The sequence below is a fragment of the Nocardioides nitrophenolicus genome, from assembly GCF_016907515.1.
Classification (GTDB): Bacteria; Actinomycetota; Actinomycetes; order Propionibacteriales; family Nocardioidaceae; genus Nocardioides; species Nocardioides nitrophenolicus.
Genome location: NZ_JAFBBY010000001.1, coordinates 3088006 through 3103014, shown reverse-complemented (window position 1 = coordinate 3103014; position 15009 = coordinate 3088006). Strand labels below are relative to the sequence as shown.

Below are 15009 nucleotides of genomic sequence, written 5' to 3'. Positions count from 1 at the left end.
GTGACGAAGCCACTTTCTGCCGGGTCGGCGTGATTGCGGGACTAGCTTCTGCCGGGTCGGCGGGATCGGGGGACGCCGCCGGCGAGCCGCGCCAGCTTCAGGCCCAGGTGGAGGGTGAGCCGGTCGCCACCGTCGTCGAGGTCGAGCCCGGTCACCTCCTCGATCCGGGCCAGCCGCTGGTAGAGCGTGGCCCGATGGATGTGCAGCGCCTCGGCCGAGCGCTGGATGCTGCCGGCGAGGTCCAGGAAGGTCTCGGCCGTGGCCAGCAGCACCTCGCCGTTCCTGCTGGCGGCCAGCCCGGTGAGCGGGGCGAGATGGGCCCCGAGGGCCAGGTCGTGCGGGTCGAGCTTGGCCAAGAGGCCGTACACGCCCAGCGAGTCCCAGGGCACCACGTCGTCCAGGCCGGGCAGGAAGCGCGCGGCGCGCACCGCGATCAGCGCCTGCTGGTAGGACTCGTGTGCGCTCACCAGGCTGGGCTGCCAGGCCCCGACGCCCGCGATCGCGCGCCCGCCCAGCCGCTCGACGATGCTGCCGACGAGCAGGCGCAGTGCCGACGCGGACGGAGCCCGCTCGCGTGCGTGCGCGACGAGGACGACGAGATCGTGCGGTCGCGGCAGGCACAGGATCGCCGGGTCCACGCCCATGCTCGTCACCTGCTGCGCGACCTGCCCGAGATCGGGGGCGGTGCCGTCCTCCCCCGGCTCGTCCACCGGCCGGATGACGCTGACGCTCACCGCGGCGGCGGGCAGCAGCAGCTCCTCGTCGATCCCCTCGGCCTCGGCGGCGACCCGGGTCGGCTCGTCGGCCGAGATCAGGTCGCGCACCAGAGCACCGCTGCGCGCCTGACGGCGCTGCATGAACAGCTCGCGCCGGTACAGGATCACGCCGGCCTTGTCGGCGACGAGCGCGGCGTCGCGCAGGTCGTCGTCGGACACCTGGCCGTCGTCGATGAGCCAGAGGTAGCCCAGCAGCAGGCCCGCACAGCGCACCGGGGCGCAGATCCGGTCCTTGGCCCCGATGTGTTCGGGGACGTCGATGCGGTGCGGACCGTCGAGCTCGGCGATGCCCAGCGACAGCACCCACTCCTGGAGCTCGGGGTCGACCCCTCGGCCGAGGACGGACTGCACCCGCACCGCGTCCTCGTCGCCGAAGTGGCGGCTCGCCGCGATCAGGTGCAGCGCCGGGTCGTCGAGGGCGACCGATCGCCGGAGGCGCTCGGCGAGGGCGTCCACGAGCTCCTGCAGGCTCTCGGACATCAGGAGCGAGTCGACACCCGGTGGCACCCGCCGAGCGTACGGCGTGCGCGGCCCGGGGGCGCGACGGAGGCACCGGGAGCGCCGGTCGCCACGCCCGATAGATTGCAGCCGTGTCCGGCATCGCTCTCCAGCTCCAGCGCCACGGAGCGGGCGACGTCAGCGACGACGCCGCGGTCCTGGGCGCCTACTCCTCCGACGCCTCGCTGTACCGCGTCCCGCCCGTCGCCGTCGCCTTCCCGCGCTCGGTCGACGAGGTGGCGGCGATCCTGGCGGCGGCCCGCGCCGAGGGGCTCACCGTCACGGCGCGGGGAGCCGGTACGTCGGTCGCCGGCAACGCGATCGGGCCGGGCGTGATCGTCGACTTCAGCCGCCATCTCAACCAGGTCCTCGCCGTCGACCCCGAGGCCGGGACGGCGGTGGTGCAGCCCGGCGTCGTCCAGGCCGTGCTGCAGCAGGCCGCGGCGCCCCACGGGCTGAGGTTCGGCCCGGACCCGTCGACCAGCACCCGATGCACCATCGGCGGGATGATCGGCAACGACGCCTGCGGGGCGCGCTCGCTCGCGTTCGGGCGGACCTCCCACAACGTGCGCGGCGTGCGCGGGCTGCTCGCCGACGGGTCGAGCCTGAGCACGGGCTACGACGCCGACGGCAGGCCGGTCGCCACCGCCGAGGGCTCCGACGTGCTGGACCGGCTGCGGTCCGTCGTCGCGGGTGACCTGGCGACCGTGCGGACCGAGTTCGGCACCTTCGGTCGCCACGTGTCCGGCATCGCGCTCGACCATCTCGCGCCCGAGCGCGGCTTCGACCTGACCCGCACCCTGGTCGGCTCCGAGGGCACCCTCGCCGTGGTGACCGAGGCGACCGTCCGCCTGGTCCGGGCCCCGAAGGCCGCGGTCATGGTGGTGCTGGGCTTCCCCGACTTCCCGACCGCCGGCTTCGCGACCCCCGAGGTGCTCGCGTTCGAGCCGTCCGCGTGCGAGGGCCTGGACCGCCGCATCGTCGACGTGATCCGTGAGCGGCGCGGGCCGAACGCCGTCCCCGACCTGCCGCCCGGCGACGCGTGGGTGTTCGTCGAGCTGTCGGGCGAGGACCCCGACGACGTCCGCCGCCGGGCGGACCTGCTGGCCGCCGCGGGGCTCGGCGTGTCGGCGCAGGTGATCGACGACCCGCGGACCGCCGACCGGCTGTGGAAGATCCGCGCCGACGGCGCCGGGCTCGCGGGCCGCGCGCCCTCGGGCAAGCCCGCGTGGGCCGGGTGGGAGGACGCCGCCGTGCCGCCGGAGCGGCTCGGCACCTACCTGACCTCGTTCGAGGAGCTGCTCGCCCGGCACGAGCTGAGCGCGATGCCCTTCGGGCACTTCGGCGAGGGCTGCCTGCACGTGCGGATGGACTTCCCGTTCGAGCGGCCCGACGGGGCCGACCGGTTCCGCGCCTTCCTCGAGGACGCCGCCGACCTGGTCACCTCGCTCGGCGGCTCGCTGTCCGGCGAGCACGGCGACGGGCGGGCGCGCAGCGACCTGCTGCCGCGGATGTACTCCCCCGCCGCGCTGTCCCTGATGGCCGCCGTGAAGGACGTCTTCGACCCGACCCGGATGCTCAACCCGGGCATCCTGGTCGAGCCCGCGTCCAGCACCGCCGACCTGCGCTACACCTCGACCGCCCGGCTGACCAAGGGCCTCGCGCTGGCCTACTCCGCCGACCGCGGCGACTTCGGCCAGGCCGTGCACCGCTGCACCGGCGTCGGCAAGTGCCGCGCCGACAACAGCGGCTCCGGCGGCGTGATGTGCCCGTCGTACCAGGCCACCAAGGAGGAGATCCACTCCACCCGCGGCCGCGCGCGGCTGCTCCAGGAGATCGTCAACGGGTCGAGTACGACGACCTGGAGCTCGCCCGAGGTCCACGAGGCGCTCGACCTGTGCCTGTCCTGCAAGGGCTGCGCGTCGGACTGCCCCACCGGCACCGACATGGCGTCCTACAAGGCCGAGGTGCTGCACCAGACCTACAAGCGCAGGCTGCGTCCGCGCTCCCACTACTCCGTGGGCTGGCTGCCCCGCTGGGCCAAGCTCGGCTCCGCGATGCCGCGCTTCGCCAACCGGTCGATGGACGTGACGCCGCTGCGCAAGGTGGCGCTCAAGGCCGCCGGCGTCGACACCCGGCGGCGGATGCCGGCGTTCGCCCGGCGGACCTTCCGCCGTACTTTCGGGGGTTCCGTCGGCACGGGCACGCCGGTCGTGCTCTTCGTCGACTCCTTCACCAACCACTTCGCCCCGCGCGTCGCCGAGGCCGCGGTCGCGGTGCTCCGCGACGCGGGCTACGACCCGCGGATCACCCGGCAGCAGGAGTGCTGCGGGCTGCCGTGGATCAGCACCGGCCAGCTCGACGGCGCCGCCCGGCGCCTCGGCGGCATGGTCGACGCGCTGAAGGCCGACGCTCTGGCCGGCGTACCGATCGTCGGGCTGGAGCCGTCGTGCACCGCCGTGCTGCGCCACGAGCTGCGCGAGCTGGTGCCCGGACCGGACGCGGCGGCCGTCGCCGGCGCGACCACCACCCTGGCCGAGCTGCTCTCCCGCACTCCCGGCTGGACGCCTCCGTCCCTGGCCGGGGTGCGGATCGTCGCGCAGCCGCACTGCCACCACCACGCCGTGATGGGCTGGTCGACCGACCAGGCGCTGCTCGAGCGGGCGGGCGCCACGGTCGAGGCGGTGCCCGGATGCTGCGGCATGGCCGGCAACTTCGGCGTCGAGCAGGGTCACTACGAGGTGTCCGTCGCCGTGGCCGAGGCGAACCTGCTGCCGGCGCTGCGCTCGTCGGCGGACGTCGCGGGTCGGGTCGTCCTGGCCGACGGCTTCTCGTGCCGGACCCAGCTCGACGAGCTGGCGCCCGACGCGGAGCCGGTGCACCTGGCGGAGCTGCTCGCCGCAAGACTCAGCCGCGACTAAGGGTTCCCTCAGTTTGACCACCTACGGTGGTTGCCATGTCATCCAAGAAGCTCGGGACTCGGAAGAACAAGCTCCTCGCGATCGGCGGCGTCCTCGTCGCCCTCCTGGTGGTGGGGGTGGCGGTGGGGCCGTGGGCCTACGCCAAGCTGGTCGTCGGCGACCAGCCCGACGAGCTCGCCCTCCCGGCGAGCGACGCCACCGCGAAGGCGGACCCGTCCGCACCCCAGGACGCCCTCGACGGCACCTGGTCCGTGGGCGGGGACTCCACCGCCGGCTACCGCGTGGCCGAGGTGCTCTTCGGCCGCGATGTGACCGTGGTGGGCCGGACGTCGCAGGTCGACGGCGGCGCCGAGGTGGCGGCCGGCGTCCTCGACAAGACCGAGGTCACCGTGGACCTGGCGTCGGTCGCGACCGACGAGGCGAGGCGCGACGCCCAGTATCGCGACCGGATCATGGACACCGACACCTATCCCACCGCGACCTTCACCCAGACCGCACCGGTCGACCTGCCCGCCACGTCCGGGCGGTTCACCGTCACGGTGCCCGGTCAGCTCAGCGTCCGCGGCGTGACCCGCGACGTGAGCGTCGACCTCGACGTCCAGGCCGCCGCCGACCGGATCGACGTCGCCGGCTCGATCGAGGTGACCTTCGCCGACTACGACATCCCGGAGCCCGGGTTCGCCGGCATCTCCGTCGACGACCACGGCACGATCGAGTTCCTGCTCCAGCTCGACCGGTGACCCCGGATCACCAGTCCTGCCAGGGGATGATGGTGCGCAAGGGCGTGCGGAGCAGCACCTCCTCCGACGCGGCCGCCTCCTCGCTCAGCCGCCCGCCCAGCGACGCCGTGGTCTCGTCGATCGCCGCGGCCGTCGGCAGCGGGTCGCGGTCGAGGTAGACCAGCCGGATCCGCAGCGACTCCGGCGCGTCCGGCGCGTCGGTCGCGAGCGGGAGCGACGGATGCGCCTGGTGGCGGACGAAGGAGAACGTCCACGCACCGGCCACGCCGTCGAGGTCGAGCAGGGCGGGGATCAGGCTCCGGTCCTGCCAGGCGTAGTGCTCGTGGGTGGCGCCGCTGTGCGGCTCGGCGTGCCGGGAGAGGGTGAGATGCAGGCCGCGGTTGGGACGGTACGGCAGCACCTCGGGCGAGACCAGAGCCGACGCGGCGGCGTACCCCTTCATCGGGCGGAAGAACGACAGCAGCCGGCGCCGCACGCCCGGGATCAGCGGACCCCGGCCCCACTGGAACGAGTCGGAGCCGAGGTCGGACCACTCCTGGAGGGCGCGGTCGACGGGGTCGTTGAACCAGTACATCGCGACGTAGTCGGTCGCCTCGTGCTCGGGTACGGCGATGCCGCCCCGGTAGTCGGCCGGCCGCGCCCAGCGGTCGCCCCACGCGACACCCGGGAGCGCGAGGTTCTCCGGACGGTGGTCGAGCTGGTGCCACTCGTTGTAGGCGCGATGCTCCTCGGGCCCGGCCCCCTCGAGGGTCACGAAGGAGAAGAAGGCGAGCGGGCTGTCGTCGAGCGGGCTGGTCACGGAGGGCTCCTGCGGGCGTGAGGGTAGGGTGCGGAAAACCAAGCAAGCACTTGGTCTACCAGACCCGAACGGACGACGAAAGAGGCGCCACGTGAAGATCGGCATCAACAGCCCGGTGGTGGTCCAGCTGCCCGGCGCCTGCTCCCCCTGGGAGGCCGACGCCGGCATCGCCGAGCTCGGCCTGATCGCCGAGGCGGCCGACGCCCTCGGCTTCGACTTCCTCACCTGCAGCGAGCACGTCCTGGTCCCGGCCGACGTCGCCGCCCAGCGCGGCGGCACCTACTGGGACCCCCTCGCCACCTTCGGCCATCTCGCCGCCCGCACCTCCCGGATCCGGCTGGCCACCCAGGTGCTCGTCCTCGGCTACCACCACCCGCTGGCCATCGCCAAGCGCTACGGCACCCTCGACCTGGTGAGTGGCGGGCGGCTCGTCCTCGGCCTCGGGGTCGGGTCGCTCGAGGAGGAGTTCCGGCTGCTGGGCGCCCGCTTCGAGGGACGCGGCGCGGTCGCCGACGACGCCCTGCGCGCCCTGCGCGCCGCGCTCTCGGGTCCCACGCCGACGTACGACGGACCGCACTTCTCCTTCTCCGACGTGGTCGTGTCACCCCACGCGGTGCAGCCGCACGTCCCGTTCTGGATCGGCGGTCGCACGTCCTGCTCGCTGCGCCGGGCCGTCGAGCTCGCGGAAGGCTGGGTGCCCTTCGGGCTGGCCCCCGCCGAGCTCGCCGCGATGCTGGGCCGGGTCGACGTACCCGAGGGCTTCGAGGTGGTGCTCACGCCCGACGTCCCGCTGGACCCGTCGGGCGCGGCGGGGGCGGCGACGGACGCGCTCGGGCGGCTGGCGGAGGTCGGCGCGACCGCGGCGTCGGTGCGGATCGCAGCCGACTCGGCGGAGCACTACGTCGAGCAGCTGCATGCGCTGGCGGCGTTGCGGGGTCCGCGCATCTGACGGATGGGCTGTGAGATCGCGCGATCCGCAGCCCGTTCGTCAGATGCGCGGTGCCGACACTAGCCCCGGAGCCACGCCTCCGTAGCGAGCGCCAGCTCGGTCCGCGCCTCGACGTCGCACGCCGCCGGAGCCGGGTCGAGCCGCCGGCTCTTGCGGTAGTAGCCCGACTCCGCCGCCGGGTCGGTCGCGATCCGGATCAGGTGGGCGGCGGACTCCTCGGGCGACATCAGGGTGCGTCGCTCCAGCGGCAGCGCCAGGTTGCGCAGCCGGCGCAGCAGCGGCCGGGTCTCCAGGCCGCGGTCGGCGATATTGGTCGACACCGCGCCGGGGTGGACGGCGAGCGCCCGGAGCCCGTGGTCGGCGTACCTGTCGGCGAGGAGGGCGGCGTGGTGGACCAGGCCCAGCTTGGAGGTGCCGTACGACGCCCACGAGTCGTAGGCGACCGGCTGTCCGAGCAGCTGGGCGGTGGTGCCGCGCTCATGGAGCTGCGACACGACGTGCAGCACGGTCGGCGCCGGGGCGGCGAGGAGGAGCGGCAGCAGCGCGGTGGTGAGGTCGACGGTGCCGAGGTAGTTGGTGCGCCAGTGGATCTCGAGACCGTCGACCAGCCGCGGCTCGGTCCACCGCGAGCCGAGGTCGAGGTGGATGCCGGCACTGTTGACCAGCAGGTCGAGGTGGTCGGCCCGCTCGGCGTACGACGCGGCGAAGGCGGCGACCGAGCCCCGGTCGGTGAGGTCCAGGTCGGCGCGGCGGGTGACGGCGACGTCCCACCCCTCGGCGACCAGTGCGTCCGCGACCGCGCGGCCGATCGAGCGCGGCCCGGCGCCGGTGACGACGGCACGCCGGGCGGTCACCAGACGACACCCCGGTCGACGACCAGGTTGGCGCCGGTGACCGACGCCGCGGCGTCGGAGGCGAGGTAGAGCAGCGCCTCGGCGACATCGGCGGGCGGCATGAAGCCGGGGATCACGGAGGTGCTGCGGGCGACCAGGTCCCAGTTGGCGTCGGCGGGCAGTCCGGCGGCCGCGGCCTCGACCATCGGGGTCGCGATGCCACCCGGGGACACGCAGTTGACCCGCACCCCCTTGGTGCCGAGCTCGACGGCGAGGGCGCGCATCCCGAGCAGGAGCGCGGCCTTCGAGGAGCAGTACGGCGCGTTGTACGGCTGACCCATCACGGCCGAGATGGAGGCCACGGAGACGACGTTGCCCTTGCTCTCGGCCAGCGCGTCGGCGCACGCCTGGGCGAGCATGATCGGCGCCAGCGCGTTGACGTCGAAGTGCCGGCGCAGCAGGTCGGCGGTGATCGTGCCGACCTCGGCGAACTTCTGGATCCCGGCGACATTGCACAGCACGTCGAGCCCGCCGAGCTCGGCGAGCGCCGCGGCCACGAAGGCGTCACGGGCGGCGTCGTCGGACAGGTCGCAGGCGACCACGCCGTCGGCGGCGACCACGTCGGTCGCGACCACGCGCGCCCCCTCGGCCCGGAACAGCTCGGCCACGACCTGGCCGAGACCGCCGGCGGCGCCGGTGACGAGGACCCGGCGTCCGGTGAAGCGCTGGGCGCGGGGAGCGGACTGGTCCGTCATGGGTCCTCCAGGTCGACGTCGGGGCGAGCTGCCGGGATCACCATAGAACCTGTTCTACTTTTGCACGAGCCCGGAACCGGGCGCGACTGTCACCCCGGAAGTCACCCGGGCGAGCCGAGCCGCTGCTCCTCCCGGTCCAAGATCGCCTCGACGTGCTTGTAGGTCTCGGTGCTGAACGCGCCGACCGAGCGCTCCCGCAGCAGTCCCTCGCGCAGCGCGTCGAGGTAGCGGCGCTGGATGATGAAGGCCTGCTCGCGCTGGCCGGGCTTGGCGGCGACGCCACTGCGGACGCCGGAGAGGAGCATCGGCAGGAAGCGGTCCTTGAGCACGGTCACGACCGCTGGGTCGAGCGGCTCGCCGTCGATGGTCTGCGCGTCGAGGGGGCCGAGGGCGTCGGTGGCGTCCTCGCCGATCTGGCGCATGAGGGTGAGCACCTCGTCGCGGCGCCGGGCGGGGCCGACGCTGGGGAGGTCCAGGCGGCGGATGAGGGCGGGCAGGGTCAGGCCGAACAGGGCCAGCGAGACCATGGCGACCAGGCAGGCGACGAGGACCACGGTGTCGCGGTGGGCGGTCTCGGTGGGGATGGTCTGGGCGGCGGCGAGGGTGACGACGCCGCGCATGCCGGCCCAGGCGAGGATCAGGTGGCCGCGCGCGGTGATCGGCTCGCGCTCCTCGAACGCGATGTCGGCGCTGGCCCGGTCGATCCGGCGGCGGGCCCAGTGCAGCCGGGTCTCCTCGCGGTCGTCCTTCGGCTCCCAGCCCTCGACCCGCTGCTCGATCAGGTCGAGGCGCTCGCGGACCCGCGCATTGCGGTCTCCTCGGCCGAAGCGGCCGGTGAGGGCCGGCCAGGCCAGGCCGGCGGCACGCAGCACCACCAGGGTGACCAGGACCAGGCTGACCATGCCGACGACCTGGCCGACGCTGGTCTCGGCGCGGGCGTCGTCGACCAGCACCGGCAGCTCGTAGCCGAGGGCCAGGAAGACACCGCTCTCGAGGATGAAGTTGATCGTCGCCCAGGTCGTGGTCTGGGTCTGCCGGTCGCGCGCGCTGAACCGCCGCGCACCCATGGCACCGGTGACCAGCCCGGCGACGACCACGGCGAGGACGCCGGAGGCGTGGATCTCCTCGGCCGGCACGTAGGCGAGGAACGGGGTGATGAAGGAGATGGTGGTGTTGAGCACCGGGTCGTCGAGGCGCTGGCGCACCAGCGCGGTCACCCAGGCCACCAGCCAGCCGACCAGGCCGGCGCCGACGACGGCCCAGGCGAAGTCGCCGATGGTGCCACCGAGGCTGAACGCCGACCCGGTGCCGATCGCGGCGAGCGCCGTGCGGAGCACGACGAGCGCCGAGGCGTCGTTGACCAGGCTCTCGCCCTCGAGGATCGTCATCAGCCGCGGCGGCAGGCCGACCCGGCGGCCGACGGCCGTGGCCGCCACCGCGTCGGTCGGGCTGACCACGGCACCGAGGGCGATGCCGAGGCCGAGCGGGATGGCGGGGAAGACCAGATGCACGAGCAGGCCGACGACCAGCGCCGAGACGATCACCATGACGACCGAGAGCCAGGTGATCAGCGAGAGGTTGCGCCGCAGGTCGATCACCGGGAGCTGCACGGCCGAGGCGTACAGCAGCGGCGGGAGGACGCCGGCGAGGATCAGCTCCGGCTCGATGCCGAGGGTCGGCGTACCGGGGAGCAGGCTCGCCCCGATGCCGAAGGCGACCAGGAGCAGCGGCGCCGCGACACCGGTACGACGCGCGAACACCGCGGCCGCGATGCTGATCGCCAGGCCGGCGGCCGCGATGAGGACCAGCTCGTGACTCACCCGTGCACGATCCGGTGCAGCTCGGCCATCCGGGTGTCGAGCTCGTGGGCGACCCGCGCGGCCGCGGAGAGCTCGTCGACGAGGTCCCCGGGCACGTCCTTGGCGTACTTGTAGTAGATCTTGTGCTCCACGCTGGCCCAGAAGTCCATGGCGACGGTGCGCAGCTGGACCTCGATCGGCACCGCCCGGGTGGTGTCGGACAGGAAGATCGGGATCTCCACGATGGCGTGCAGGCTGCGGTAGCCGTTGGGCTTGGGGGCGGCGATGTAGTCCTCGACCTCGCACACGGTGACGTCGGGCTGCGAGGTGAGCATCTCGAGCACCCGGTAGACGTCGGAGATGAAGCTGCACACGATCCGCACCCCGGCGATGTCGCGGATCTGCTCGCCGATCGCGTCGAGCTCGAACGGGCAGCCGATCCGCTCGGCCTTCAGCCGCAGGCTGTCGATGCTCTTGATCCGCGAGCTGACGTGCTCGATCGGGTTGGCCCCGTCGCGGAAGGTCATCTCCTCGCGCAGGATGTTGATCTTGGTCAGGATCTCGTCGAGCCCGAACTTGTAGTTCAGGTGGAACAGCCGCAGGTCGCGCAGGAAGGCCGACTGCTCCTCGGGGACGATGGCGCTCACGCCACGAGTCTGCCTGGTGGCCGGTACCCGGGCGAGTCCCGGTCCGGGCCTTCACACTTCGCTCGCGGCGAGTGAAGCCCGGCTCCCTAGCGTGCTCCCCGGAGCGGAGGACACACCGAGAGGGAGCCGCCATGTCAGCCACGCGCATCGCCACCCAGGGCCGGGACCGCGAGATCCTGGCCAACCTGCACCGGCTGCTGACGCGCCCCGACACCGGGGCGCGGCTGACCCTGCGCGAGCTCCAGGCCACCGTCGGCGAGGAGCAGGTGGGCCGGGTCCACCAGCAGGTCGGTACGACGGCCGCCGGGGTGCGGGACTGGGCCGCGCTGGTCGCCACCGCCGGGGCGCTGGCGCACCTGGGCGAGGCCTGCCAGCCCGCCGGCTGGCTGCTCCTGGGCGCGATCGAGACCATCGCGCCCGGTGGCGAGCTCGATGCACACGGCTGGCGCCAGGCGCTGGGCCGGGTCGCCGACAACCCGTGGTGCCACGACGCCGACCACGCCCTCGACGCCGCACTGCGCACCGCCGACGCCCGCACGCGGCAGGCGGCCGAGGAGTTCCGGCAGGCCTGCCGGCAGCGCGAGTCGGAGCGGGAGCGGGCGGCGGTGGCGACCGAGGTGCGCCGGATCGTGGCGATGAGCGGGCTCAGCCAGCGCGCCTTCGCCGGCCGGATCGGCACCTCCGCATCGCGCCTGTCGAGCTACGTGCACGGGCACGTCGTGCCGTCGGCCACGATGATGCTGCGGATCAAGCGGGTCGAGCAGCAGGTGCGTCCGGTCCGAGAGGTGGTCCCCCACGCCTCCTGATCGGTCGTTGGTTAGGGTCCACTCATGCGGAGGGGCCCGTTCTCTTTGGCCTTCGACCAGGCGCTCTCGGACCGGGCGATGAGCTTGAGCGCGCTGCACCGCGCGCTGAGCGCGCGTGGTGCCGGCGTGAGCCTGGCGACCCTCAGCTACTGGCGCTCCGGTCAGCGCGAGCCCGAGCAGGAGCGCTCGCTGCACGCGCTCACCCAGGTCGAGGAGGTCCTCGGCCTCGAGCCGGGCGCGCTGGAGTCGCTGATCGAGGGCCGCCGGCGCCAGGTCGCGCCGGACCTGCTGTCCGACCTCAGCGACGACGCCGACCGGATCCAGGTGCTCCTCGACCAGCTCGACTTCCGCTCGCCGTCCGACCGGCTGATCGACCAGGAGGTCACCCTCAAGTACGAGATCGGGCCCGACCGCTCCCCGGTCCGGATGACCTACATCGTCGTCGTCGAGTCGGTCCGGGTGAACGCCGACCGGCGGGCCTTCATCCTGCGCGTGCGCCCCGGCGCGCTCACACCCGCCGTCACCTCGCTGGGCGGCTTCCGACTCGGCGAGTTCAGCCACGACGAGGAGCGCGGGATCGTGGTCGGCGAGATGATCCTGGACCGGCCCCTCGGCCCCGGGGAGACCACCCTGCTCGAGCAGGAGGTCGTCTACCGCACGCCCGACCCCGAGGACAACAGCTACTTCTACTGGGCCGTGCGCAAGATGCGCTCGATCAGCCTGTGGATCCGCTTCGACCCGGCTGACATGCCGACCCGCTGCGAGTACTACACCATCGTCGACGGCCGCGAGGAGGTCGTCGAGCTGGAGACCTTCGGGACCAGCGTCAGCCGCACGGTCACCTCCTTCGGCCCCGGCACCCTCGGCATCCGCTGGCACTGGGACTGAGCCTCGGCCCGGTCCCAGCGCCAGCGCAGCTGCGTCAGCTGACCGCGTCCAGGGCGTCGAGCACGCCCTCTCCGTAGTAGCTGTTGTCGGTGGCAGTGCCGACGCACGGGTCGCCGGCGGTCGACGTACCGCAGGCGTGGTCGTCGGCCTGCGCGCGCAGCTTGGCGACCATCTGGGCCGGCGTCCAGTCCGGGTGCACCGACTTCATCAGGGCGAGCACGCCGGCGACGTGCGGGGACGCCATCGAGGTGCCGGACTTCAGGCCGTAGCCGTTGCCGTTGACGATGGTCGACAGGATCCGCGACCCCGGGGCGGCGACGTCGATGACGCCGAGGCCGCGGTTGCTGAAGCCGGACAGCCGGCTCTCCAGGGTGCCCGCCGGGAACCGCTCGAGCGAGGACACCGTCACCACGCCCGGGAGCTCGGTCGGGATGTCCTGGCAGCCGCTGTTGAGCGTGCGGGTGACGGGGGTGCCGTCGTCGGGGCTGCCCTCGTCGAGGAAGGAGGACTTGTCGGCCAGGTCGTGCGAGGAGTTGCCGGCCGCCGCGGCGTGGACCACGCCCTGGTCGGTGGACCAGGCGACCGCGCGCCGCACGGCCTCCTTGGCGGCGTACTGGTCGGGCTGGTCCTCGCAGTAGAACTCGAACGGGTCGACGTAGTAGCTGTTGTTGGTCACGTCCATGCCGTGCGCACCGGCCCACACGAACCCGCAGACGGCGTACTCGGGGTAGATGAACCCGTCGTCGTTCACCACCTTGACCGACGCCATCCGGACGTTGGGCGCGACGCCGACGATGCCGACGCCGTTGCGCGCGGCGCCGATGGTGCCGGCGACGTGGGTGCCGTGGTCGCTCGTGGTCGGGTACCAGCCGGTCGGGGAGGTGTCGGGACGCCCCGCGTTGCTGCAGTTGACCGAGTCGGCGACGTCGATGTTGGCCGCCAGGTCCGGGTGGTCGGGGTCGATCCCGGAGTCGAGCACGCCCACGACGACGTCACGGGAGCCGTCGGTGATCTGGTGCGCCTGGTCGGCCTTGATCATCTGCATGTCCCACTGCTCGGCCTCGCGCGGGTCGGCCGCGGCGAGCGTGGTCTCGGTGTCGTCGTGCTGCGGCGAGGACTGGCTCTTGCGGACCTGTCCCTTGCCCGGGCCCCACGGCGCCTGGACGCCGGCCGGCGTGCCCTCGGTGACCGGCACCGTGCGGGTCGCGCCGACGGACTCGAGCGCGTTGCCGGCGTACGCCTGGACGTCGGCACGGAAGGCGGCCCGGTCGCTGTGGGCGACCACGACCCCGATCTGCGGCCAGGTCTGCACGACCACGCCGCCCGCCTTGGCGACCGCCCGCTCCACCAGGCGGGTCTGGCCGGGGTTGGCGTGCTTGGCGTTGAGCAGGTACGCCGACACGACCCCGTCGGGCGTGCTGATCGGCACCGGCGTGGAGACCGGCTCGCCGCCGGCGGCGGGTGCGGCGGTGGCGCCGGATCCGGTCACGGACAGGCCGGCCAAGGTGAGGCCGGTCGCGACCGTGAGGGCGGCGGCACGGAACCGCCGGTTGAGCTGAGGCATGGATCAACCCTTTCCGAGAGAGGGCGCGGATGTGCGCCGGGCCACATCCTGTCCTGTCCGGGGCCGTCTTGGCGAGAGGATCAGCGGCCGAACTTCACCACGGCCGGACCTGGTCCGGGACGCCCCCACGGTGTCGGGGCCCGGGCTCGGGCTCGGGTCCGGGGCGGGGCTCCGGGGCGGGGCTCCGGGGGTCGGCGTGGTGCCGCTGTAACACGCTGATCGCCGCTCTTGCCGACCCGTGTCGTGGGTACCAGACCCGCACAGACTGCGTGTCGCGACGACGCGGGTCGGCCAGGCCGGCGGACTGCGTGTTACAGCGCCGGAGCCGCCCGCAACCGCACCCGAGCCACCCGCAGCCGCTAGAGCAGCAGCAGCCGCTCCTCGAGGCTGGCGGCGACCTTGGTGGCAAGCAGCTCGAGCCCGCCCTTGACCAGGGGCGCAGCGAGCTTGCCCGCGCCGCGGGGCGTGATCTCGGAGCGGTACGTCACCGAGGTCTCGCCGGCCTCCTCCGCGAAGCGGATCGTGTCGCGCAGGTCGACGCCCGAGGCTGAGCCGGTGAGCTCGAACAGCTCATGGGGCACGAAGGCGACCACCTCGTACTCGACCTCGGTCTCGTGACCGAGGAAGGAAGAGACGTTGCGGTAGGTCGTCCCGACGCCACCGTCGCCGGAGGTCCGCACCGTCGTGACGGTGGGCGGGTCCCACTCCTCGGTGGTGGCGAAGTCGGTCAGGTAGGACCAGACGCTCGCGAGAGGGCGGGGGACGCGGACAGTGCGCTCGACGCTCGGCATGGCGGGGCGGTACCCCCGCCGGGCGGTCACAGCCCGGCGGTCCGCGTGCGGGTGGCCCGCGTGCGGGTGGCCCGTCCCCGTCGGCGGGCGCTGTAACACGCGGTCCGCTGCTGTAGCAGACCCGAGACGTCGCGCGGGACCCGTCGTACGGGTCCGGTACAGCCGACGGGGGTCATCGAGAGCGGCGGACAACGTGTTACAGCCCACTCCCAGCCGAGACCCGGCACGCCGCGCCGCGCCGCG

13 protein-coding genes are annotated in these 15009 nt (G+C 73.4%); 5 read left to right on the top strand and 8 right to left on the bottom strand.

The window, feature by feature from the left end:
- Positions 1-41: 41 nt before the first annotated feature.
- Positions 42-1256 carry a PucR family transcriptional regulator gene (locus tag JOD66_RS15090; RefSeq protein WP_204837661.1) on the bottom strand — a complete coding sequence of 405 codons (1215 nt, stop codon included), beginning with the start codon at positions 1254-1256 and terminating at the stop codon, positions 42-44.
- A 110-nt stretch (positions 1257-1366) separates the two neighbouring features.
- Here JOD66_RS15090 and JOD66_RS15085 point away from each other — a divergent pair, with 110 nt between their 5' ends.
- Together JOD66_RS15085 and JOD66_RS15080 are read left to right on the top strand one after the other, a co-directional pair.
- Entirely contained in the window at positions 1367-4195 is a 2829-nt protein-coding gene (locus JOD66_RS15085) for an FAD-binding and (Fe-S)-binding domain-containing protein (protein WP_307823545.1), read from the top strand.
- A 35-nt stretch (positions 4196-4230) separates the two neighbouring features.
- Positions 4231-4935, top strand: a complete 705-nt coding sequence (locus tag JOD66_RS15080) for a YceI family protein (RefSeq protein WP_204837660.1) — start codon at positions 4231-4233, stop codon at positions 4933-4935.
- Positions 4936-4942: 7 nt separating this feature from the next.
- Here the strand turns inward: JOD66_RS15080 and JOD66_RS15075 are convergent, their stop codons facing one another.
- The gene (locus tag JOD66_RS15075) at positions 4943-5734 is read right to left on the bottom strand and encodes a hypothetical protein (RefSeq protein WP_204837659.1); all 792 of its coding nucleotides are present in this window, start codon (positions 5732-5734) and stop codon (positions 4943-4945) included.
- Between the two features lie 91 nt (positions 5735-5825).
- Here JOD66_RS15075 and JOD66_RS15070 point away from each other — a divergent pair, with 91 nt between their 5' ends.
- Positions 5826-6683 carry an LLM class F420-dependent oxidoreductase gene (locus tag JOD66_RS15070; RefSeq protein WP_204837658.1) on the top strand — a complete coding sequence of 286 codons (858 nt, stop codon included), beginning with the start codon at positions 5826-5828 and terminating at the stop codon, positions 6681-6683.
- Positions 6684-6742: 59 nt separating this feature from the next.
- Here JOD66_RS15070 and JOD66_RS15065 read toward each other — a convergent pair whose 3' ends face one another.
- The 4 genes from JOD66_RS15065 to JOD66_RS15050 all read right to left on the bottom strand — a co-directional run bounded on the left by JOD66_RS15065 (position 6743) and on the right by JOD66_RS15050 (position 10717).
- Complete coding sequence (locus JOD66_RS15065) at positions 6743-7537, bottom strand: SDR family NAD(P)-dependent oxidoreductase (RefSeq protein WP_204837657.1); 795 nt, start codon at positions 7535-7537, stop codon at positions 6743-6745.
- Positions 7534-8271, bottom strand: coding sequence for an SDR family NAD(P)-dependent oxidoreductase (locus tag JOD66_RS15060; RefSeq protein WP_204837656.1), 738 nt, complete (start codon positions 8269-8271; stop codon positions 7534-7536). Before JOD66_RS15060 ends, JOD66_RS15065 begins: the two co-directional genes overlap by 4 nt.
- A gap of 101 nt (positions 8272-8372) precedes the next feature.
- Positions 8373-10091: a cation:proton antiporter gene (locus JOD66_RS15055; RefSeq protein ID WP_204837655.1), complete on the bottom strand. Its 1719-nt coding sequence runs from the start codon at positions 10089-10091 to the stop codon at positions 8373-8375.
- Positions 10088-10717: a GTP pyrophosphokinase gene (locus tag JOD66_RS15050; RefSeq protein ID WP_307823544.1), complete on the bottom strand. Its 630-nt coding sequence runs from the start codon at positions 10715-10717 to the stop codon at positions 10088-10090. Before JOD66_RS15050 ends, JOD66_RS15055 begins: the two co-directional genes overlap by 4 nt.
- A gap of 131 nt (positions 10718-10848) precedes the next feature.
- Here JOD66_RS15050 and JOD66_RS15045 point away from each other — a divergent pair, with 131 nt between their 5' ends.
- On the top strand, positions 10849-11523 hold the full coding sequence (locus JOD66_RS15045) for a helix-turn-helix domain-containing protein (protein WP_204837654.1): 675 nt from the start codon (positions 10849-10851) through the stop codon (positions 11521-11523).
- Between the two features lie 24 nt (positions 11524-11547).
- Positions 11548-12411, top strand: coding sequence for a hypothetical protein (locus JOD66_RS15040; RefSeq protein ID WP_204837653.1), 864 nt, complete (start codon positions 11548-11550; stop codon positions 12409-12411).
- Between the two features lie 34 nt (positions 12412-12445).
- Here JOD66_RS15040 and JOD66_RS15035 read toward each other — a convergent pair whose 3' ends face one another.
- A complete protein-coding gene (locus tag JOD66_RS15035; RefSeq protein ID WP_204837652.1) occupies positions 12446-13975 on the bottom strand; it encodes a S8 family peptidase in 1530 nt (509 codons plus the stop codon).
- Between the two features lie 359 nt (positions 13976-14334).
- Positions 14335-14766 (bottom strand): SRPBCC family protein, encoded by a 432-nt coding sequence (locus tag JOD66_RS15030; protein WP_204837651.1) that lies wholly within the window; start codon positions 14764-14766, stop codon positions 14335-14337.
- Positions 14767-15009: the final 243 nt, after the last annotated feature.